Origin of the sequence: Limosilactobacillus reuteri (assembly GCF_020785355.1) — a bacterium.
GTDB classification, from domain to species: Bacteria; Bacillota; Bacilli; order Lactobacillales; family Lactobacillaceae; genus Limosilactobacillus; species Limosilactobacillus reuteri_I.
The window spans coordinates 90,439-111,918 of the sequence record NZ_JAJGVH010000076.1; the positions used below are offsets into that span (position 1 = coordinate 90,439).

Consider the following 21,480-nt stretch of genomic DNA (forward strand, 5'->3'; position numbering starts at 1 on the left):
GCGAGACCAAAATAGATCTCACTTGGTTTTTATTTTACGCATTTTCTAATTGCTCTTGCGAAGAAATTTTATGATATAGCTTAGTGCTAAGATATAGCGAAGTTAATAGCAAGCATAAGCATAGGAGGAAACCTGCTTGAATACCAAGGTGTGAGGACGGGTTGTGAACTAAGTGATTAACAATACCAACAATTGAAACGATGAGGGCAGTTCCAAAGGCAGCCGCAATTTGTCGTAACGTATTAAAGGTAGCAACTGCATCAGGAACGATTTCATTAGGTAGCAATGATAGTGCTTGTGTTTGCAGAGGGATTAACATTGTCACTAACCCAAACTGGCGAATTGTTTGGAAAAGAGTGATCATGAGGACAGAACTACGCGCACCGATTGCGGCTTGGCCAATTGTTCCGATGATATCGATTATGAGACCAGTCCCAACAAGAATCTTAATTGGATAAATGTCATAAAAGCGGCCACTCGTTGTCGATAGTAAGCCCGTTAAGATTGCCCCCGGAAGGACAGCAATGGCTGAAACAACCGTACTTTTGCCCAAGACAATCTGTACTAACAGGGGAATCAAAATTGCATTGCCATACATTGTTGATGTAATTAGCATATTAATAATAGTGGCAAAGACAAATTGTTTGTGTGAGAAGATCCCAAAGTTGATTAACTGACGACTACTGTGACGTTGGTTAAGAAAGAACAGCAAGAGAAAGACTAAGCCGATAAGGACATACCCTGCAACATTAAATGAGAGTAAGTGATTGTTCGAAACATTTGATAAGCCCATCAATAGTGACCATAATCCGCCTGTGATTAAAATGAGAGCTAATGTATTAAAGCGGGGATGTTCATTATGAGGGATTTTAGGAAGCAGGAAGAATGAAAGTAGTAATGTAATTACTGCAAAGGGAATAATTAATAGGAAAAGGTATCGCCAAGAGAAAAAGTGTAATAGAAAGCCAGAAATGGCAGGGCCTAAGATGGGGGCACAATTAAAGGCAAGGCCAATAATTCCCATAATTTGCCCTTTTTTACCCGGTTTTGCGTAACGAATTGCCAAGACATTTACTAGCGGCATCATCATCCCTGCACCCAAAGCTTGAATCATCCGAGCAATTACAACTAGATTGAAGCTCCACGCAATCGCTCCGATAATGGTTCCCAAAAGAAAAATTCCGGAGAAAATAATAAAGAGATTCTTGAATGGGAACCTTTTTATGAGAAATGAACTAACAGGAATCATTAGGGCGTTGACAAGCATATAACCGTTTGTCACCCATTGAACCTGGGCCTCGCTAATATGAAAGACATTCATGAAGGTTGGGAGGGCAATGTTCATTAAGGTTGAACAGAGAAGACCGAAAAATGTACCAAATACCATGATTACTAATGCATGGCTAATGCGTTGATTTTTCATTAGTAGATATAGCGCTCCTTAAAATTAGTCAAACAGTATTGAGTTTACTAGCCAGATTATTAATGTCAATACGCATTAGGAATTTGCAAGTAAGTAAATTAATGATAAAATATAGTTATGAATAATTTACACATGTAAACGCAGGAGGAATTAGATGAATATTAATTTAGAAATAACTCCCGCTGAATGGCAAGTTATGCGGGTGGTTTGGAGTCTAAGGCAAACGACCAGTAGCCAAATTATTGAAATTTTACAGAAAAAAGTTGACTGGAAACCGGCAACGATTAAGACTTTACTTCGACGCCTGGTTGATAAAAAAGCCTTATCTGCTACTCGGCAAGGACGTGGATTTATCTATGAGCCCCTCGTTCCTGAACAACAAACGATGGATCAAGCAGCGGACAATCTATTTAATAATATTTGTGAACGACACGTTGGAAGCACCCTTGAACATGTGATCAATAATGTAACGCTTAGTAAGGATGATATTGCTAAGTTACAAGAATTATTGGCAAGCAAAGTAACTGATTCACCGGATCACGTCAAATGTAACTGTATTCCGGATATGCAAATGAACTGCTAATGAAAAGCTCCCCGCAACTAGGAAATCTTTCCTAAATTGCGGAGAGCCTTTTTAATATCTATTTTTCTTTGCTTTGATCCTCATCAGCTGATGGCTTCTTCTTTCTAGGCTTAATATAAACTACCTTGAATTTATTAACATAGGCATTCTTCAAATCAAGAGGTGTGAATGAGAAATTATCGACTCTAATTGGTTGTCCAACTTTTAAGTCATACTGCCGTTCAAGGAAGAATCCAGTTAAGGTTGTTACTTCAGAGTTGTCAAATTGCTCGATGTTTGTATCAAAGTAACGTTCAAAATCATCTAGTGGCATCTTACCTGAAACTTCGAAGGTAGGATTACCCTTGCTATCAGGATCCTTCTTTTCAATCATATCAGAGGTAGCATGATCAATTTCTTCGCCAACGGTTCCGAATAATTCTTCATAAATATCCTTATCAGTAATGATCCCAGAAGTACCACCGTATTCGTCTTGGACAACAACAATTGGCACTTGTTTTTTCATCATCTCAGCAAGGACATTGGTGAGTTGTTCATTTTCGTAAACGATTGGAATTCGGCGCATGATTGTGCGAACTGATTGTTGCGGGTTGATTTGGTTTTGCCGCATAATATCATATGCAAAAATATAACCAAGAATGTGGTCTTTGTCATTATTAGCAACAACTGGGAAACGCGTGAATTTCTTTTCAAAATAAAGTTTGGCTGCATCTTCAATTGAAGCCGTAATATCAATAACCGCTAACTGTGTCCGATCAATCATAATATCCTCAGCAACTTTATCATTCATTTCAAAAGCCCGTTGCATGAAGATAACGTCTTCTTTATCCATTTCCCCGGCTTTTTCCGATTGTTGAGATAAGGTCATAATTTCATTTTGTGAATATGTGTCTTCTTCTGGCTGAACATTGTATCCTAACATTTTCGTAATTGCCGCAGCGACTACCGCAAATAACCAAACGAAGGGATAAAAAACAGTATGGAAGAATTGTACCGGGTGAACAATTGATAAGAGAATTGGTACCGGTCGATCAATCGCCATATTTTTCGGAACTAAGTCAGTAAATACCGCGTGGAAGAATGTAAAAATTAAAACACCGATAACTGGTGCAATCGCTTGAAGAACATCGTGCGGAATAATATTAATCTTTAGCAACAGATCTGTGATAAATTCATCACCTAACCAACCTAAAACTAAAGAAGTCATCGTAACACCGACTTGGGCTGTTGATAGGTACTCATTAAGATTTGCTACCATGTGTTCCGCGCGTTTGACTTTTCGCGTTTGCCGGAGCTCCTTTAACTCACTAGGCCGCACTTTAACAACTGAATACTCCAGCAGTGTAAATAAAGCAGCTAACAGCAAAATCAAAATAATGATAATTAATTTAAACCAATATGAATCCCATAAACCATTCATCGTTTAAAAATTTCACCTAAACTTTCTTAAAAAATTTATCGACTACTATTGTATCAGTAAAATGTAACGAAAGGGGAGTTTAATTATTTTTTTATAAGTGAAAATGCTAAAATAAAGGAAAATAAGTAGGAGAAGACATATGACGACTAATGAAGAAGAAATCAAGAAGTCAGCACGCTTGCGTAAGATTATGCAAGTGATGCGAAAATATCATTTTGTTAGCAATTTTTACCATCAAACTAATCCACAAGCTATTTGTCAGGCCCTGCAAGAACTGGGACCGACCTTTATTAAACTTGGCCAAATATTATCAACCCGTCCAGACCTTGTCTCCCCAGCATATATTAAAGAACTTCGCCACTTGCAAGATCAGGTTAAAGCTGATAGCTTTGCGACCGTAGAGCAAACTTTTGAAGAAGAAACTGGAAAGAAAATTAATGACGAATTTGCTAGCTTTGCGGAAAAGCCATTTGCTTCTGCGTCGATTGGGCAAGTTCACCATGCAACGCTTAAGGATGGGACACCAGTTGTTGTCAAAGTCCAACATCCAGAAGTCGGTAAGCTTGTTAATACTGATTTAGCCTTGTTACGGAAAGCAGTGGTCTTATTTAAGTATGTTCCCCAAGACATTGCAGTAGTTGATTTGGATAAAGTAATTGATGAACTCAGTACTTCATTATTAAGTGAGGTCAATACTCTTGAAGAAGCAAAAAACGGGGAAGAGTTTTATACATTAAATAACGGCGATGGACCAATCTTAGTCCCTAAAGTATATATGAAGTATTGTGCTCCTAAGATTCTTGTTAATGAAGCGATGGAAGGAAAAAGCATTCGGTATCGTTTTAAGCAGCCAAATGATAATGATCAAGAGGCAACGATCGTTAATCATGAAATTGCTACTACGCTCGTTAATAACTTTTTAAAACAAGTTTTTGTTGATCATTACTTTCATGCGGATCCACATCCAGGAAATATATTAATTCACGAATTACGTCCGGATGAGCCAGCAAAGCAATACGCAACGACCAAACACCATGAAAAGACCATTTATAATACAACCATTAGTTATGATCAGCAGGAGGCATTACCAAATTACCGGATCATCTACCTTGATTTTGGAATGATGGGAAGGTTAAGTCCAGCGATGGCAAATAGTATTGCGAATATCGTGATTACTATCAACACAAAGGATACGCGAAAAATTGGAAAAGCAGTTTTAAATGTTTGTAATCGAACCGGGGAAGTTGACGAAAATGCATTTTATAAAGAACTTGGCGCCTTTATTCAACCATATTTTTCAACTGGCCTTGGCAATATTGATTTCGTGAAAATGCTGTACCAAATTGTTCAACTATGTAAGAAAAACCACCTTCAAATGCGGGGAGAGGTAACAATGCTAATTAAGGCATTTGGGACTCTTGAAAGCTCGGTTGCTAAACTTGATCCTGAAATATCAATGCTTGAGGTTGCCCAATCGTTTGGACGGCGTTATTTAAAACGAAACTTTAATTGGCGTTCTGCCCTTGATAATAACCTAGTCAATTTTTTCCTTGCTAGCAAAGCAATGGGGAAGATGCCAGAAAGAATTAATGAATTGATCGATACATTTGTCAGTGGGGATGCCAAAGTTGATCTCCAGTATAAAAATGAGCAACGAGTGCTAAAGCAGATAGAACGGTTAATGAACCGTTTCATGATTGCAATTATTTTAGCAGCAGTCATCTTAGGATCATCATTATTAGTCCAGGGAACACCAACTGATTCACATATCTATCGTTTAGGAGTATCTGGCTATATTATTGCAATCATAATTATTATTCTTTTAGTTGTTACGGAGATTATCCATCGATGGCGAAATTGGCGAAGGAAACGATGATTAATGATATATTTAAACTTAGTTAATGAATTAATATGTGCGTTATGCTGGGGAATTACGATTAGGCTTATTTTGATTCGCCATTTAAATAGTGAAACCAAGGTGGCTAGATTCAATACGTTTGCGTTTGTTTTGATGGTGGTCAACTTGGTAGTAGTGTTGCCTATTTTTGCTTTTTTGCTTAAAAATTTACCAATTCAATCAGTAAGTTGGCTAAGTGCATTAGTAGTAGCAACTATTGACGTTTTAAGTACGTTTAATTTAATTTTATTTTGTATTTTCAGTTGTTATACCCGCCTACGAAAATGTCCTACTACTGTTCAGGACTTTCTGGTTTTAGGGGCAGCTGTTAAACATGGCCAAGTCCCGCCAGTGTTAGCTACTCGCCTTGATAAAGCCATCAATTGTTGGAAAACTCATCAATCTGCAAAAATTATTGTTTCTGGGGGAATAGTACAGAAAGCAAAAGAATCTGAAGCAGAAGTCATGGCTGCTTACTTAATTGCTCACGGAATCCCAGCAAGAAAAATAATTTGCGAGACCCAGGCACTCAATACATGGCAAAATTTGACCTTTGCTAGTCAACTCATTAAGCCGCAAGAGACGGTTGTAGTAGTAACTAGTGATTTTCATGTTCTTCGTGCGAGAGCTTATGCAAGGAAGATGGGGTTAAACTGGTCATTCATTAGTAGCAAGACTCCTTGGCGATACTGTCCATTAACTTTTATTCGGGACTATCTCGGGATTATCCGTGACCATTGGTGGATATTTTGCGGGAGTACGCTCCTTTTACTTTTAGTTGAATTTATTTTGAAATGAAATATGAGCGAGACAGAAGGGGAAAACAACCTTCTCTCGCTCATATTCGCTTTATTTATTCTTATATACTGCAATTTCAATCAGATTATTATCTGGATCATAAACGTAAAGTGAGGTCATTTCGCCTTCTGCCCCTTGTTTTACAATTGGTCCAGCAATTATATCAATATAATAGCTATTAAGATGGTGAACAATATCGTCAATACTATCTCCGGCAACTAAACATAAGTCAGCAGAACCAATTGTCGGATTAGCTGCCTTTAGAGTAGTTGGTCGGTCAATTTTTTGTAAACGGATTAACTGATGCCCACACCGCATTGTAATTAAGTCGTCATTACTTTGTTCTTTAATTACCGGCATATCAAATACTTCGTGATAAAAGCGCATTGATTGCTCTAAATCAGTTACAGTTAAAACAACGTGATCAATTCGTCGCATTTTCATTGTCTAAGTCTCCCTTAAATTTTTAAATCAATATCATTATACAAGTTTCTAAATTGAAATAGCAAAAGTTGTATAATGAAATGATTGTAGATCTAAGGAGATTTTTTATGAATATAAAAACAATAATGAGTGTCGCAATTGGCGGCTTTCTCGGCGGAATTACCCGTTATGAACTTAGTGCCCTATTAGGCGGTGACGGGATTTTATATGCCAACCTTATTGGTTCATTTTTGTTAGCCTTTATAACTTATTATTTTATTGAACGGGGGCTATTAGCAGCATGGTTAAATGCCGGGATAGGAACTGGTTTTATTGGCGCTTTTACGACATTTTCAAGTTTAGCCACAACTATTGTTAAGCTTGAAAGCCAAGATATAATTGCTAGCATTGGTTATTTTCTTGTGAGCTCTCTTGGCGGCTTGGCTTTGGCACTGCTCGGTTTTATGTTGGCACGAAAATACGGAGGTCCGCGACAAGATGATTAGTGTAGGGCTTGGAGCAGCAATTGGGGCCGTGATCCGTTATGTCATTACAAGCTGGTGGAAAAAGTTAAGAATTGATTGGCCCCTAGCAACTCTATTTATTAATATCACCGGTAGTTTTTTATTAGGCATTCTTACCAAGAATTTTGCTAGTAATTCTTCGATCATGCTATTATTTGGGATTGGCTTATTAGGAGGTTATACTACTTTTTCGACTTTCAATGTTGAGCTAATTTCAATGATGGATGAAAAACGATGGGGAATGTTCGCTCTTTATTTCGGCTTAAGTTATCTTGGTGGAGTTATTGCCGCCATCTGTGGAATGATGATATGAAAGGAGTAAAAAATAGTGACAGAAACCATACTACCAACGCAAATTGAAGTAAAAGGTGGAAGAGTCCACAACCTTAAGAACATTGATATTAATATCCCGCTACATAAATTTGTCGCGATTTCGGGATTATCTGGTTCTGGGAAAAGCTCATTAGCAATGGGAATTTTATATGAAGAGGGATCTCGCCGGTACTTAGAAGCGCTTTCTACTTACACACGACGGCGGCTAAAGTTAGGTGCTCAAGCTGATGTTACAAGTGTTAAACATATTCCTTCAGCACTAGCATTGAAGCAACGTCCCGCAATTCCATCTGAACGAGCAACCGTTGGAACAATGAGTGAGATGTTGAACGTAATTAGGCTGATCTTTTCGCGACTTGGCGAACCGGTTTGTCCAAATGGGCATCGGTTAAAACCAAGCCTTGAAATCGCAGAGGTAATGAGTAAGAGCGGCGATGAGATGGGACAATTAACCTGTCCTACTTGTGGCACAAAGTTTTATGCCTATGGAGCAGAAGATTTTGCATTCAATTCTGACGGAGCCTGCTTACGATGTCATGGAACAGGAAAAGTTCGTGAACTGGATGAAAGTAAACTTATTGGGGATGAAAATCTTAGTTTAGCTGATGGGGCAGTTGCTTCATGGCATTTGCCTGGCCGAAACTTTATGCCGAGTGTGGCTGAACAGGCAGGTGTTCGGATCCATGTTCCATATAAAGATTTAACCCCTAAAGAAAAAGATTTTGTTTTAAATGGTCCACAAAAGAAGTTTAAGATGGACTTCCGCTCTGGAACAGGCCGTGTTTTTCATGACTTTAATGCTTTATACGAGAACGCCCATGAAGCGGTATTAGCATCTGCGAAGAGTAGTAAAAGCGAGCGAGCCCAAAAACGAATTAGCGAATTTTTCCATTATTCAACGTGCCCGGTTTGTCATGGGACACGGTTAAAGCCGGAATTATTAAAACAATTAGCTGGTGGTTTAAATATTGCGCAAGTTAGTGATCTTACGCTTGGGGAATTAAGCAAGTGGAAGCAAGATGTATTAGCTGTTCTCCCTTCAGATATGAAAAAAATGGCGACTTCATTATTTAAAGAGTTTGATGATAATTTACGGCCATTATTGGAATTAGGTCTTGATTATTTAACTTTATCGCGAAACGGGAATACGTTATCGACAGGTGAATTACAACGTATTCAGCTTGCAAGAACTCTTCGAACTCAAACGACTGGTGTCTTATATATTCTGGATGAACCTTCTATCGGCTTACATCCTGATAATATTACAGGTCTCTTAAATGTATTTAAGGAATTAGTGGCCCAAGGTAATTCATTAGTAATTGTTGATCACAATGTTGATATTATCAAAGAAGCAGATTGGATTATTGAAATTGGCCCGGGTTCTGGAGAAAAAGGTGGAGAAATTCTTACGGAGGGAACACCATCGCAAATCGCTGACAACCCTCAGTCTAAAGTTGGTCCTTATTTAAATGGGACAGCAGTATTAAAAAGCCGTCCGTTAACAAACGAACCAGCTAGTCAAGAGATTACCTTTGAAGTAAAAGATTATTACAATCTTAAAGATGTCCATGGAGAGATTCCAGTTAATCGGCTAACTGCTATCACTGGTTTTTCGGGCGCTGGTAAAACAAGTTTGATCCTTGATAGTTTAGTTCCCGCTATCCATGCTCAAGCAAATGGGGCTAAATTACCTTCACAAGTTAGCAAATTATCAAGTCCGTTAAAAGAAGTAGTAAGTGTTGATGCGGCGCCAATTGGTAAAACTAACCGTTCAACCGTCGCAACTTATACCAGTATTATGGATAATCTGCGGAAGTTATTTGCAGCCCAGCCCTTAGCCAAAGAGAAACACTATACACCTTCTTACTTTTCTTATAATAATAAGCAGGGAGCGTGTCCAACGTGTGGTGGCGCGGGGGTCGTAACCCTTGATATTCAATTCTTACCGGATATGCAACAGACTTGTCCAACATGTGGGGGAAGTCGATACAATGAAGAAGTTCAAAAAGTTAAGTGGCACGGATATTCAATTGTTGATCTCTTAAAATTAGATGTTCGGGCAGCGATGAGTGTATTTAAGGAAGTTCCGAAAATTACTCGTGAACTTCAATTGTTGGATGAAATGGGCTTAGGGTATCTGCACTTAGGGGAAAGTACGCCTAGCCTTTCTGGTGGTGAGGCACAGCGATTAAAACTTGTTAAACACCTGAACCATAATCAAAGTGAAACGTTATTTGTATTTGATGAACCAACTATTGGCTTGCATCTCCTTGATGTTAAAACCCTTTTAGCAGTAATGCAGCAATTACTTGATCGGGGAGCGACAATCATTACTATTACTCATGACCTAAATTTGATTATTAACGCAGATTATATGCTTGATATGGGTCCGCGTGGTGGCAGTAATGGTGGAAAAATTGTGGCTCAGGGGAATCCGTTAGCCCTTATTCAAAAGCCAGAAAGTTTAACCAGCAATTATTTGGCAGAATATTGGTCAAGATTTAATTAAAGGTAAAGGCTCCAAGCATTCGGATTTTCCGGACGTTTGGAGCCTTGTTTTTAATCAAGTTAATTATTTTGTTGCTGCTTTTTCTTCATGGTTTTGCCAGATTTTGCGAACGAGTAAGTAACAGCCAATTAGAATTAAAATAGCGATTGCGACACCGATCAGTCGTCTAATATTACCCTTGAAAATAGCATCCCCACCAAAGGCATAGAGAAAGGAAGTCGGAGCCATTCCCACGGTTACCATTGCCAAGTAATGTTTTCGACTAACATTTAAGCGGGCACCAGCGTAGTTTACAAGTACACTAGGGATAACCGGAATCATAAAGCCGATGGTAAGTGCAATTAACGGATGCTTTTGCTGCAAGAGGTAATGAAGGATTTTGTTTTTCTTTACCCGTTTGGAGAGGTTAATTTTACGAATTATACTCATTACAGTAGAGTTTCCTAAAATGTTTCCAACCCAATTAATCAGAAAACCAACAATTGGTCCATAACATAATCCGGCAAAGATACAAACAACGGAATTAGACATTCCTGGAATCGCATTTAGGATGCCGATCAATGCAATGAGAAGGAAGATATCGGTAAAACCATGGCTTCTAATCATATGGAGAAGCTTAGCCTTATTATGGGCATTAAAGTCTAGTAGTAGGTCAATTTCTGGCTTATATGTTCGATAAATGAAGTAGAGAACGATGACAGCGAGGATAATTGCGCCAACGATCAGCCACGTTTTATTTAATTTACGCTCTTTCATAATTATTGTTCCTCCTTTGGTAGCGTAAACCCAGCCTTCTTAAAAAGGGAGGTAAGAGAATGTCGTAAAAGCGGATCATGAGCGTAAAGATAAGTTCCATATACACCACGCTTGAATAAAACGTTCAAAGAATTCATAATCATTCTTTTTTCTAAACTCTTAATTTCAGCTGGATCAGTTAGGTCATCACGTTTTTTGAATGCTTCAACATCTGTATAACGATCTAAGTTAACTTGAAGTTGGTTTGTTTGAGGCGTTTGGCTAATCGGCGGACCGATAATAATACCGGTGTAATTTAAGTCAAACCCCTGGCAAGTGTAGATTGAGCCAACTTCATTAACGGTCTGAGGTAGTTCTGCCCAGGGGGTAACTGTATAGTTATATTGATCCCACGGCATTTTAAATCTGCCTTCCTCAATGTAGTGTTTACCACCATCGAGCGTTGACGGATATCCAGACGTTGAAAGGATGCGGGAAAGGCCTACTTCTTTATTACGTTGGACAATTGCTTTCCTCATTTCCTCGGCATCACTGTAAATGCGAAAATCATAATGATCACGGGCGGATGCTGGTAACGCGGTTAATTTATAGTTAGTAAATTCATTAAACCACTTAACTAATTCATCGCTCGCATTCATGCGAAACATGTGGGTCAAATGGTAATCTTTATGGGGATATTGGTTCGTAATTGCCTGAAGTCGTTCAGGGGTCCAGAGACTTTTCATCCGTAAGACTTGGTATTGATCAAAGACAATTATGACAACTTTAGCGCGTTTAATAATCTCGACAAGCTGATTATCATGGTAAAAATTATTATAATGATCAGGTTTGGATAATAAAAGATGGGCTTCATCGATAACAGCAACATCAATGGTTTGATTTTGCTTATCCAATTGATTAATTAATGAGGTTGGCCGAGTGAAGTCCTTTTTATATAACTCTTTTATTGGCCCGGCAATCTCTTTATAGACTTTCAGAATTTCCGGATGGTTAACAAGAAAATAATTATTAGTATGATAAAGAACGGAATTTTGTTGTGTCCGCGCTTCTTTTTGAATGCGGACGAATAATTGTGATAAGATTACGCTTTTTCCAGTACCTGCATCCCCGTAGACTGTATATATTGCAGGATGATTTTGTGTTAGATGGTGTTTAGTAAATGAAATAATGTCATTGACGAGTTGTTCTTGCTCTGTCGTTAATTTTTTAAATGGTGAAATTTTGTTAGTTGCAGCGTTGTCTATATTTTTCATAACTATTTCCTTTTTAACGAATTACTCTATTTAATGGTATCGAAATGCATGAATTTCGTCAATTTGAACTTGAGAGTAATTTACTCAATGCTTTAGAAAGTGTTAGAATAATAAGAGCAATAAGTATTACTAATTATTAAATGTAAAATCAAGAAGGAGTGGAATAGATGAATCTGCATCCTGATTACCTCTTAAATGAAGTTAATGAACCAAGCGATATTAAGGACATGTCACTTGACGAATTAAAACAATTAGCAACAGAAATGCGTCAACTTGTTCTTGAACGCGACGCAAAAATCGGTGGACACGTGGGCCCTAACCTTGGCGTAATGGAGCTAACGATTGCTTTTCACTATGTCTTTGATTCGCCCCACGATAAAGTTATTTGGGATGTTTCACACCAGAGTTATGCCCATAAAATGCTGACAGGCCGGAAATTAGGTTTTCTTGATCCTGATCATTATGAAGATATTACTGGATTTACGTCACCAGAAGAAAGTGCTCATGACTTCTTTGAAATCGGCCATACTTCAACATCAATCTCACTTGCAGTGGGGATGGCTCAAGCGCGTGATTTAATGAAGCCGCAATCACATAATAACGTTATGGCAGTAATTGGGGATGGATCCTTAAGTGGCGGATTAGCTTTTGAAGGATTAAACAATGCTGCTAAGCTTAATTCTAACTTGATTATTCTCGTTAATGATAATCAAATGTCAATTGATGAGAACCAGGGTGGTTTATACAAGGGACTAAAAGAACTCCGGGATGCCAATGGTGAATCTCCCAATAATATTTTTAAGTTTATGGGTCTTGATTACAAGTACGTTGCAGACGGTAATGACTTGCAGACGATGATCGACACTTTTAAGGAAATCAAGGATATTGACCATCCAATCGTCCTTCATGTTAACACCTTAAAAGGGAAGGGGTATGAACCTGCTGTTGAAGAAAAGATGAAGTATCATTGGCGCACTCCATTTGACCTAAAGACTGGTGAAGATAAGGTTAAGGTAAGTGGAGAATCATATAGCGATGCTGTCCTTGCTGAATTAGATAAGCAAATTGCAGCGGATAAGCCAGTTGTTGCTATTAATGCTGGAATTCCTGGTGCGTTTGATCTTGGCAAGTTTAAGGCTAAGCACCCGGACCGTTATTATGATGTTGGTATTGCTGAACAGGATTCAATTACGACTGCTGTTGCAATGGCGCAAGCAGGTGCACGCCCTGTTGTATTTCAAAATAGTACTTTCCTGCAACGAGCATATGATCAATTGATTCATGACATGGCATTAAATGATGCTCCGGTTGTAATGATTGTGCGAGGCGGGTCAATTTCAGAAAGTTCTGCTACTCATCAAGGAACATTTGATATTTCAATGATTAGTGATTTGCCAAACATTGAATATTTAGCACCAACAAACGTCGAAGAAATGATTTCGATGTTACGGTGGGCAATCAATCAAACTGATGAACCAGTAGTAATTCGGCAACCAGAAAAGCCCCTTCTTCACGGGACTCCAACACAAGATGACTACAGTACAATTAAGTACGATATTGCTCATCGCGGAAGTGAAGTTGCAATTATGGCTGTTGGTGACTTCTGGGAACTTGGTGAAAGGGTAAGGAAGGAACTTCAAGACAAGCTTAACATTGATGCTACATTGATCAATCCAAAGTCTGTAACTGGAATCGATTCAGATGTCCTTCACCACCTAGCAGAAAATCATGATGTAGTTGTTACGCTAGAGGATGGGGTCCTTAGTGGGGGCTTCGGGGAAACAATTGCTCGTTACTATGGACCAAAGGGAATGAAAGTTTTGAACTTTGGAGCACCACGGGAATTTGCGGATAATGTTCCTACCGAAGTACTATATGAATGGTACCACTTAACCCCTAAACAAATTGTGGATGATATTGAGCAGGTTATCCATTCACTATAAGTTAACAGAGCTGTCATCGCAGGTAAGGATTACTTGTAGGTGATAGCTTTTTTCGATTTAAAAAATGCGAATTGCTTCTTTTTACGTATATATATTAAAGAGTATATAAAAGAGGAGCGAGATAATATGAACCATTTAAACTACCTTCATGTATTGCGAAACACTTGCTTAGTAGGCTTAACGACAGCGTCAACGATCCTTTCGCTGTCATTAAATACTCCACCAGTTTTAGCTGCAACTCAAGAGCCAATTACGAATCCCATATCTAACGCAAATAATCAGAAAGAACGTGTTCAAATCAAACGTGTAATTTATTTTCATCTCTTAAATGAAGTTAAAAAAGTGGAACAAGTGTCTTATGCTCACCGTGAAGTACCGAACGATCCAACCAAAAAGGCAAATTGGATTATTGAACCTTTTGAAGAAGTTAATATCCCTGACCAAGCTGGTTTTAGACCATCAATGGATAAGATTCCAACTGTTACAGAAATAGAAGATCTATCACAATTAAAAAATACGATAAATGTTTATTATCAGCCCCTCAATAAAGATGAAGGTCCAAAAAAGGACAGCAAAGAGAATACGTTAGCAGAAAAGAAAGATTCGCAGGACAATTACCCTGTGGAAGAAGATCTGGGGGATGATAATCAGGTCACGGAAAATTATGGGGAGGTAAATAATACAAGAAAGCAGCAAAATTTGCACCAACGGATAGCAGGGATTAATAATCGACTAAATCGTTCACATCGGGATTCACGTAAAAACGATAACTCTGACCAACAAATACTTCCACAGACGGGAAATGAGACCGATAATTTAACGACTTTTCTTGGTTTGGGGATAACGGTAATGGTCGCGGGGATGAGTCTTTTTTTGTTAAAGAAAGCGCACAAAAATAAATAAAACAAAAAAACTTGATAAAAGGACTTGCATTTTTAATTTTCTAATAGTATTCTAATGTTATTGAAAAACGAAATGGAGGAAACAAAAATGCAAATTTACAATAAATCGATTATTCATCACCTAACCTCCACCTCAACCACAACAACAATTACCGTGGTTGAGTAGTTTTAATATCTCTTAAATCTGTTAGCAATAGCTATTCAAGATGCCTCAACCACTTATCAAAACTTGACAAGGGTTGGCTAGGGACATTTTGGGTAGCTTTTTTATTTAAAGTGAGGTTAGAATGATGGATAATCAGAAAAATAAAGTTAAATTAAATCGGACAATGACTCCCGGACAAATGGAAATGATTGCAATTGGTGGGACAATTGGTAGTGGTCTTTTCATGGGAGCCACATCAACTATTAAATGGACTGGTCCTTCTGTCCTATTAGCATATGCCTTTGTAGGTTTAGTCCTATATGGTGTTATGCGTGCGTTAGGGGAAATGATCTATATCAGTCCAGGAACTGGTTCCTTTGCGGACTATGGATCTAAATATATTCATCCCTTAGCTGGATACCTGACAAAGTGGAGTAACGTCTTTCAGTTTATCATTGTTGGTATCTCAGATATTATTGCCATGAGTCAATACCTTAATTATTGGTGGCCTAACTTACCAGACTGGATTTCTGGATTAGTAATGATCATTATCTTAACGCTTGCGAACCTTGCATCTGCTAAGGCATATGGCCGGTTGGAATTTTGGTTTGCGATGATTAAAGTCGTTACAATTATTGTTATGATCATTCTTGGATTATTGGTAATTGTCCTTGGGTTGGGTAACAATTGGCATCCGGTTGGAATTTCCAATTTATGGTCACATGGTGGATTCTTTACTGGTGGATTCATGGGATTCATGTTCTCACTATCTGTGATTGCTGGATCCTATCAAGGAATTGAATTACTTGGTATTACTGCTGGTGAAGCCGCTTCACCACGCCATGCGATTGTTAAGTCAGTTAAATCTGTTATTTGGCGGATTTTAATTTTCTATATTGGGGCAATTTTCGTTATCGTTTCCATTTATCCATGGGACGAATTAAAGGCAGTTGGATCACCATTCGTTGAGACATTTACTAAAGTTGGTATTACTGGAGCAGCTGGAATCATTAACTTTGTTGTTTTGACTGCTGCATTGTCCGGTGCCAACTCAGGAATCTACAGTGCTAGTCGGATGCTTTTCAAGCTTTCAGTTGATGGTGAGGTTCCTAAGGTCTTTAGTAAATTGTCAAAGCGGGTTGTACCAAATGTTGCGATCTTAACAATTTCATTCTGGATTTTCCTTGGCTTTATTGTTAACATGCTTCTATCAATGTTTAATGCAGCCTCTGCTAATATCTTCGTGATTGTGTATAGTTCAAGTGTCCTTCCCGGAATGGTACCATGGTTTATTATTTTGATTTCAGAATTAAACTTCCGGCGTAATAATCCGGCTGAATTAAAAGACCACCCATTCAAAATGCCATTTTATCCAGCATATAACTACTTTAGCTTGATTGCGCTAAGTGTTATCTTACTATTTATGTTCTTTAACCCAGATACACGGATTTCGGTCAGTGTTGGGGCAGTCTTCTTAGTTATCATGAGCATTATCTACAAGTTAAGAACTCAGCGCCAAGATAAATTAGCATAAAGAATAAATACTCTCGAAACAGATTGTTTTGGGAGTATTTTCTTTTATCAATTAAAATGATAAAATACTTTTACGAACATACGTTTAAGAGGAAAGGTATTTTAGAAACATGCGATTTCGATTCAATAAAAAGACCCAGTATTTACTTTTAGCTTTAGTAGCGATTGTCGGCATTGGTAGTTTTTCCCAGCCATCTGATAAGGGAAGTACTTTACCACAGGGAATCCAACGGGTAGCATCTTGGCGCCATTCAAACAACAATAATCGATCATCTTCTTTTACGCCGCCAACTCAAGAGCAGGCTACGAGTGTTCTTTCTAATGGCGTTCGTCAGCAGTTAGGAACATCTGACATAAAATGGAATGGTTACGGAGCGTTTATTTTAAATAACAATCAGACGGCGCTAAACGCAAATATTAATAATGCGCCATACGCTGTTAATCGACGTGATTCGCGTGGACGAGCATGGCAGGGAGACGCCTGGCTCAATCGTACAACACGCCAATACCGTAATCGGAATGAAACTGGGAATGGGGCCACTAATTGGAAGCCAGCTGGATTTTTACAAGCTCACAACTTAAAAGGTGGCATCTCCCATGCTTATGATCGCGGACACTTACTTGGATATGCATTAGTAGGTGGTATCCGTGGTTTTGATGCTTCGGAGTCAAATCCTGCTAATATTGCAACTCAAACTGCTTGGGCCAACGAAGCTCGAAGCAGTACATCAACTGGGCAGAACTACTATGAAGGCTTAGTGCGAAAAGCTCTTGACCAGAACAAACAAGTTCGTTATCGGGTAACAGATGTCTATGATGGTAATAATTTAGTGCCTTCTGGTGCCCATATTGAGGCCAAATCAAAGGATGGCAGTTTGCAATACAATGTTTTCGTCCCCAATGTGCAAAATAATATTAGTATAAATTATGCAACAGGGGCAGTAACGCAAGTGAACACAAATTAAAAAACTATGTAATTAGAATAGCCCCTCAATACTTCATTTGATTAAAGTATTGGGGGCTTATTTATCATCTGCATAGAAAACTAGCGTAGAAACAAAATATTTCGATGGTCACTTGCAAAATTGGTTTAAATAAACGAAAATAAAAAGAGTTAATATTGTTTAGAAAAGGACTACGCCAATGACAGATTCAGATCTAAAAAAGATTCATATTGTTTTTAATGGTCAAGATACTCCACCATTAAAGATTAGCCAGCTTTTTGATGCTAATAAGTTCAATCGTTTAACAGCAGTTACTGGTAACGTGACTGCCGACTTTATTAATCAGTATTTAAGTCGATTCATTAAAGTCGAAGTTGCACTGAGCAGCCCTGAAAATTATGAAGCGAAAACTGGTGATGAAGTGATCACTAAGGTTGCTTTAACCAATGCATTGTTATCTGCTGCTAATAAAAAGCCTGCTAAAGTCTTTGAAGCATTAACTAGTGACAATCAAGCAAATGTGTTGAACAATCTTTTTCAAGTTGCAATTGCACCAACCCAGGCTATCCATTCACGTTTTTACCTCCTAAGTAATTCCGAGACTCATGATACTCGTGTGATTTTGGGAAGTCTTAACTTGGACAGTGCTTCATTTGATAAAGAGCGTAACCAATATGAAGAAATATTAGTCTTTGATGATGACATTCGGCTATTTCAAAATCTTGATAACCACTATAAGAATGACATCAAGCCAGTTTTACGACCATTTTTTACTGAAAATCTTTTAAATGCAGCGCAAAATCAAATTGATGAGAGCTTGAAAGATACTAAAGGAACTAAGAATGCGGTTGTAATTCTTGATAATGAAGTTACCGATCAAATCGCAGCGGCAGATATGACCGACTTGATTAGTCATGACGTTCAAAAACAAATTGATGAAAATAAAATTCCCGCAATGATTACTAAGTCGATGCGAGATATTACGACTAACCGCTCTCAAGATAAAGAAGAAGCAGAACGACAAATTCAACAACACGATACAATTTACACTTTGCAAAAAACAGCTGTATCGCCCCGAGCAGCTAAGCCAAAATTGAAATCGCGCGAAAAGATTTTTAAACAAGTTCAGGATGCATTGATTAGTGGTATGACACCACAACAACGGTCAGCAGAGAAGAAGTATACAACGTTCTTATATGATCGTCCGATGGAAAGAAATCTGGTTAATAATAATAGTGGCCTGTATGTACCGAATGATACTGGCACGCACCCAATTCAATTTGGGAAGATTGCGACTATTAGTCAAATTCGTGATGGCTTAAAGAGTATTGATGCGGTATTAAAAGGGTATCAGCAATACGTTGTTGACTACAATGATGATTATGGCAAGCGATTCTATGAAGCTATTTTATATAGTTTTACGGCACCATTTTTATGGGAAATTCGTGCGAAAGCTAGTTTGAATCCTGAAGATGGTAATGATATTCCTAACTTCTTGATTCTAGGAGCAACTGCTGGTTCTGGAAAGTCAACTTTATTACGGATTATTAATCAGTTGACATGGAATACTGATCGGTCATTAATTGATTTTGGGACTATCTATCCTACAGATACACCGCAGAAAAAAGCAAAAACTGTTGATGCAATTGAGCACTACATGAAGCTTGGAAGTTCATACCCCGTTTTAATGGATGAGATTGAACCATACTTCTTCCAACAGGATCAATATAGTCGGCACTTAGTCGTTGATACAATGAATGAATTGGTTAACAATCCACATGCAATTGCGCCATTAATCGGAACAACTAACTATGATTCTGGTTTTACTATGCTACGTGAAACTGCACGACGGACTTATTACCTTCAAATTGATAAGGTTATTGATGACCAGCAAAAAGGTGAAGCCAATAAGTATATCTATAACGTACGACAAACCCTAAATAATATGCTGTTTAAAGACTTTGTAATGCGAATGGCAAGTTTACTAGAAGACGATGAAACGCCATGGCGCGCGTTTGATGAAAAGACTGGTAAACTTGACTTCTTAGCAAATACCCGTAAAATTTTCCGCGATTACTATCAAATGGCGGATATGGAAGTACCTCCTTACTTTGCAGATGAAATCTGTGATGACTTTAAGGAAAGTTCGCGTAACCGGTGGGCTAAGCTTTACCTAACACAAGAAGAAGACTTTAAATACCGCCAACAAGATCATAGCTTGTTATTTGATATTTCGAAGCTTAATACTTTTAATGGTTTTACTGCCGATAGTATTGAAAAGTACCGGAATGCACTGCCAATTGAACTCTGTGTGGATGGTATCAATGGTAAGCGTGGCAAATTTGTAGAAATTAAAGCTGATGAATTCTTTAAATGGATTGGTGAACGTAATCCATATGCTGAGGATACCGCGGAAAATGAAGCAAAGAATGAGGAAACATTAACTGTGAATACAGCTGAAGAAGTTACGGAATCGCCTGTTAAAGAACAAAAGAAGGGATTCTGGGCACGATTATTTGGCTAATATAAAAAGGTCTGGGACGCAAATAGCATTCAAGACCTTTTTATTTACTGTTAATTTTTTATGCCTTTTGTTTCGGGTGATGTTTCAGATTTTCGAGCCGATTTACCAAGGGTTTTGCATATTTTATGTAGAGTGGATTACGAAGGAGCCAGTTATGAAAACGTGGTGAAATTTTAGTGATACACCATATTGTGAGGAGGAAAAATGGGACTTGCGGAATTACAGGGAGAAGCATCCCAATTATACCACCGACGAATGAAATGCTCCCTAACAAGATCCATCCAAGTTTTAATACTAATTTTATGATCATTCAGAACTCCTCCTTTCTTTCATATTAAAGTTACTACCATTCTATCATGTGCGAACGAAAAAAGGGTGGGGAGCTGCTTAAGTTTTTATTACATTTAAGTTAAGGAGAGAAATAAATTGACATTTTATACAATTAGCTATTTATCAAACCACCAACATATGAATCAACTATTCAATTATATTGCTATTATCATCTTTATCCTTCTAATTGCAGTAATGGCATTTTTATATTTACGGCATCGCCTTATTACCCGTTATCGTGATTTAGGGATAATTTTCTTTTTGCTATTATTACTCTTTATCGGTTTTCAAGTTACTGATATGGAAAAAAGTACGACACAGCAATCCCAAACAACTCAGATGATTCCCTTTATTAAGGCGGTTGCTCGGGATCATAATGTTTCTCCACAAAAAGTAGTTGTTAATTCCACAACTTTAACGGATGGGATTCTTGTCCGAATTGAGGATCGGGATTACCGTGTCAATTTAAGTCAAACGGGAGATAATTATACCCTTACACGAGCACATGTTGTTAATCATCAGGTTAATTTAATGAAGTAGGAGAGAAGAATGGATACTTATTCATTAATCATTATAAAGTTTGTCCTTGGTATGCTATGTTTGATTCTGCAGATTAATTTATTGGGGAAAGGGAATCTTGCGCCAACATCCGCCATTGATCAAGTTCAAAATTATGTTTTAGGTGGTATTATTGGCGGAATTATCTACAATAGTGATATTTCTGTTCTTGAGTTTATAATGGTCCTTTTGATTTGGACATTAATTGTATTTATTGTGAAATTTGCTAAAGATCATAATATTTGGGTAAGAAGAATTATCGATGGGCGCCCGCAAATATTAATTCAGAACGGAAAATTATTAGTAGAGAATTGTATGCGTGCAGGAATCAGTGCTAATGACCTTATGTTTCGTCTTCGTGGTCACGGAATCTATGAAGTTGCTAAGGTCAAAAGCGGAATTTTAGAACAAAATGGCCAGCTTGTAATCATCGAAAATGATGAAGCAAATGTTCGTTTCCCATTAATTAATGATGGCCAGATCAACATTGATGTAATGGAATTGATTCATCATGATGAACAGTGGGTATTTGAACAAATTCATAAAGCAGGTTATGACAGTGTTGATGACATCTATCTTGGAGAATATATTAATGGGAAATTAACTTTAATACCATATCCAAAAGCTTAAAAGATCATCCTCTTTATAATTTTCAAGCGTATAATAAGAGTAAAATACAAAA

Annotated in this window: 19 protein-coding genes; 13 read left to right on the forward strand and 6 right to left on the reverse strand. The window is 37.9% G+C overall.

From position 1 onward, the window contains the following. Positions 1–34 precede the first annotated feature (34 nt). Entirely contained in the window at positions 35–1,423 is a 1,389-nt protein-coding gene (locus LMB56_RS07220; protein WP_229283462.1) for a DHA2 family efflux MFS transporter permease subunit, read from the reverse strand. A 154-nt stretch (positions 1,424–1,577) separates the two neighbouring features. Between LMB56_RS07220 and LMB56_RS07225 the strand changes: the two genes are divergently transcribed. Continuing rightward, positions 1,578–2,006, forward strand: a complete 429-nt coding sequence (locus LMB56_RS07225) for a CopY/TcrY family copper transport repressor (protein ID WP_153702888.1) — start codon at positions 1,578–1,580, stop codon at positions 2,004–2,006. Between the two features lie 58 nt (positions 2,007–2,064). On the opposite strand, the gene LMB56_RS07230 is transcribed toward LMB56_RS07225, so the two are convergent. Then, positions 2,065–3,426 (reverse strand): hemolysin family protein, encoded by a 1,362-nt coding sequence (locus LMB56_RS07230; protein WP_066035266.1) that lies wholly within the window; start codon positions 3,424–3,426, stop codon positions 2,065–2,067. A 139-nt stretch (positions 3,427–3,565) separates the two neighbouring features. Here LMB56_RS07230 and LMB56_RS07235 point away from each other — a divergent pair, with 139 nt between their 5' ends. Beyond that, on the forward strand, positions 3,566–5,302 hold the full coding sequence (locus LMB56_RS07235; protein WP_229283461.1) for an ABC1 kinase family protein: 1,737 nt from the start codon (positions 3,566–3,568) through the stop codon (positions 5,300–5,302). A 3-nt stretch (positions 5,303–5,305) separates the two neighbouring features. Beyond that, positions 5,306–6,121, forward strand: coding sequence for a YdcF family protein (locus LMB56_RS07240; protein WP_229283460.1), 816 nt, complete (start codon positions 5,306–5,308; stop codon positions 6,119–6,121). 51 nt (positions 6,122–6,172) lie between these two features. Here the strand turns inward: LMB56_RS07240 and LMB56_RS07245 are convergent, their stop codons facing one another. After that, entirely contained in the window at positions 6,173–6,565 is a 393-nt protein-coding gene (locus LMB56_RS07245; RefSeq protein ID WP_003663799.1) for a VOC family protein, read from the reverse strand. Between the two features lie 107 nt (positions 6,566–6,672). Between LMB56_RS07245 and LMB56_RS07250 the strand changes: the two genes are divergently transcribed. From LMB56_RS07250 to LMB56_RS07260, 3 genes are read left to right on the forward strand one after another with little or no spacing between them, the layout of a single operon-like run. Continuing rightward, positions 6,673–7,050: a fluoride efflux transporter FluC gene (locus LMB56_RS07250; RefSeq protein WP_229283459.1), complete on the forward strand. Its 378-nt coding sequence runs from the start codon at positions 6,673–6,675 to the stop codon at positions 7,048–7,050. Beyond that, the gene (locus LMB56_RS07255; protein ID WP_229283458.1) at positions 7,043–7,381 is read left to right on the forward strand and encodes a fluoride efflux transporter FluC; all 339 of its coding nucleotides are present in this window, start codon (positions 7,043–7,045) and stop codon (positions 7,379–7,381) included. The genes LMB56_RS07250 and LMB56_RS07255 overlap by 8 nt, the downstream gene beginning before the upstream one ends. Before the next feature lie 15 nt (positions 7,382–7,396). Beyond that, positions 7,397–9,910 carry an excinuclease ABC subunit UvrA gene (locus tag LMB56_RS07260; protein WP_229283457.1) on the forward strand — a complete coding sequence of 838 codons (2,514 nt, stop codon included), beginning with the start codon at positions 7,397–7,399 and terminating at the stop codon, positions 9,908–9,910. Positions 9,911–9,973: 63 nt separating this feature from the next. On the opposite strand, the gene LMB56_RS07265 is transcribed toward LMB56_RS07260, so the two are convergent. Together LMB56_RS07265 and LMB56_RS07270 are read right to left on the reverse strand one after the other, a co-directional pair. Next, positions 9,974–10,666: a TVP38/TMEM64 family protein gene (locus LMB56_RS07265; RefSeq protein ID WP_229283456.1), complete on the reverse strand. Its 693-nt coding sequence runs from the start codon at positions 10,664–10,666 to the stop codon at positions 9,974–9,976. A 2-nt stretch (positions 10,667–10,668) separates the two neighbouring features. Further along, positions 10,669–11,919: a DUF2075 domain-containing protein gene (locus LMB56_RS07270; protein WP_229283455.1), complete on the reverse strand. Its 1,251-nt coding sequence runs from the start codon at positions 11,917–11,919 to the stop codon at positions 10,669–10,671. Between the two features lie 167 nt (positions 11,920–12,086). On the opposite strand from LMB56_RS07270, the gene LMB56_RS07275 reads away from it, so the two are divergent. From LMB56_RS07275 to LMB56_RS07295, 5 genes are all read left to right on the forward strand, one after another. Then, a complete protein-coding gene (locus LMB56_RS07275; protein WP_229283454.1) occupies positions 12,087–13,862 on the forward strand; it encodes a 1-deoxy-D-xylulose-5-phosphate synthase in 1,776 nt (591 codons plus the stop codon). 39 nt (positions 13,863–13,901) lie between these two features. After that, positions 13,902–14,765, forward strand: coding sequence for an LPXTG cell wall anchor domain-containing protein (locus LMB56_RS07280; protein ID WP_324294723.1), 864 nt, complete (start codon positions 13,902–13,904; stop codon positions 14,763–14,765). A 286-nt stretch (positions 14,766–15,051) separates the two neighbouring features. Continuing rightward, positions 15,052–16,443 (forward strand): amino acid permease, encoded by a 1,392-nt coding sequence (locus tag LMB56_RS07285; RefSeq protein WP_094537352.1) that lies wholly within the window; start codon positions 15,052–15,054, stop codon positions 16,441–16,443. Positions 16,444–16,552: 109 nt separating this feature from the next. Beyond that, positions 16,553–17,407, forward strand: coding sequence for a DNA/RNA non-specific endonuclease (locus LMB56_RS07290; protein ID WP_122481216.1), 855 nt, complete (start codon positions 16,553–16,555; stop codon positions 17,405–17,407). A 178-nt stretch (positions 17,408–17,585) separates the two neighbouring features. Continuing rightward, positions 17,586–19,910 carry an ATP-binding protein gene (locus LMB56_RS07295; protein WP_229283452.1) on the forward strand — a complete coding sequence of 775 codons (2,325 nt, stop codon included), beginning with the start codon at positions 17,586–17,588 and terminating at the stop codon, positions 19,908–19,910. Positions 19,911–19,968: 58 nt separating this feature from the next. On the opposite strand, the gene LMB56_RS07300 is transcribed toward LMB56_RS07295, so the two are convergent. Continuing rightward, positions 19,969–20,220: a DUF454 family protein gene (locus LMB56_RS07300; RefSeq protein WP_229283451.1), complete on the reverse strand. Its 252-nt coding sequence runs from the start codon at positions 20,218–20,220 to the stop codon at positions 19,969–19,971. Positions 20,221–20,336: 116 nt separating this feature from the next. On the opposite strand from LMB56_RS07300, the gene LMB56_RS07305 reads away from it, so the two are divergent. After that, positions 20,337–20,780: a DUF3290 family protein gene (locus tag LMB56_RS07305; RefSeq protein ID WP_003674063.1), complete on the forward strand. Its 444-nt coding sequence runs from the start codon at positions 20,337–20,339 to the stop codon at positions 20,778–20,780. A gap of 9 nt (positions 20,781–20,789) precedes the next feature. Continuing rightward, positions 20,790–21,428, forward strand: coding sequence for a DUF421 domain-containing protein (locus tag LMB56_RS07310; RefSeq protein ID WP_229283450.1), 639 nt, complete (start codon positions 20,790–20,792; stop codon positions 21,426–21,428). Positions 21,429–21,480: the final 52 nt, after the last annotated feature.

Excerpts from the sequence above, each read along its gene's own strand:
- LMB56_RS07220 (WP_229283462.1), bottom strand. The coding sequence starts at position 1,423 with ATGAAAAATCAACGCATTAGCCATGCATTAGTAATCATGGTATTTGGT.
- LMB56_RS07225 (WP_153702888.1), top strand. The coding sequence starts at position 1,578 with ATGAATATTAATTTAGAAATAACTCCCGCTGAATGGCAAGTTATGCGG.
- LMB56_RS07230 (WP_066035266.1), bottom strand. The coding sequence starts at position 3,426 with ATGAATGGTTTATGGGATTCATATTGGTTTAAATTAATTATCATTATT.
- LMB56_RS07235 (WP_229283461.1), top strand. The coding sequence starts at position 3,566 with ATGACGACTAATGAAGAAGAAATCAAGAAGTCAGCACGCTTGCGTAAG.
- LMB56_RS07240 (WP_229283460.1), top strand. The coding sequence starts at position 5,306 with ATGATATATTTAAACTTAGTTAATGAATTAATATGTGCGTTATGCTGG.
- LMB56_RS07245 (WP_003663799.1), bottom strand. The coding sequence starts at position 6,565 with ATGAAAATGCGACGAATTGATCACGTTGTTTTAACTGTAACTGATTTA.
- LMB56_RS07250 (WP_229283459.1), top strand. The coding sequence starts at position 6,673 with ATGAATATAAAAACAATAATGAGTGTCGCAATTGGCGGCTTTCTCGGC.
- LMB56_RS07255 (WP_229283458.1), top strand. The coding sequence starts at position 7,043 with ATGATTAGTGTAGGGCTTGGAGCAGCAATTGGGGCCGTGATCCGTTAT.
- LMB56_RS07265 (WP_229283456.1), bottom strand. The coding sequence starts at position 10,666 with ATGAAAGAGCGTAAATTAAATAAAACGTGGCTGATCGTTGGCGCAATT.
- LMB56_RS07270 (WP_229283455.1), bottom strand. The coding sequence starts at position 11,919 with ATGAAAAATATAGACAACGCTGCAACTAACAAAATTTCACCATTTAAA.
- LMB56_RS07275 (WP_229283454.1), top strand. The coding sequence starts at position 12,087 with ATGAATCTGCATCCTGATTACCTCTTAAATGAAGTTAATGAACCAAGC.
- LMB56_RS07285 (WP_094537352.1), top strand. The coding sequence starts at position 15,052 with ATGATGGATAATCAGAAAAATAAAGTTAAATTAAATCGGACAATGACT.
- LMB56_RS07290 (WP_122481216.1), top strand. The coding sequence starts at position 16,553 with ATGCGATTTCGATTCAATAAAAAGACCCAGTATTTACTTTTAGCTTTA.
- LMB56_RS07295 (WP_229283452.1), top strand. The coding sequence starts at position 17,586 with ATGACAGATTCAGATCTAAAAAAGATTCATATTGTTTTTAATGGTCAA.
- LMB56_RS07300 (WP_229283451.1), bottom strand. The coding sequence starts at position 20,220 with ATGATCATAAAATTAGTATTAAAACTTGGATGGATCTTGTTAGGGAGC.
- LMB56_RS07310 (WP_229283450.1), top strand. The coding sequence starts at position 20,790 with ATGGATACTTATTCATTAATCATTATAAAGTTTGTCCTTGGTATGCTA.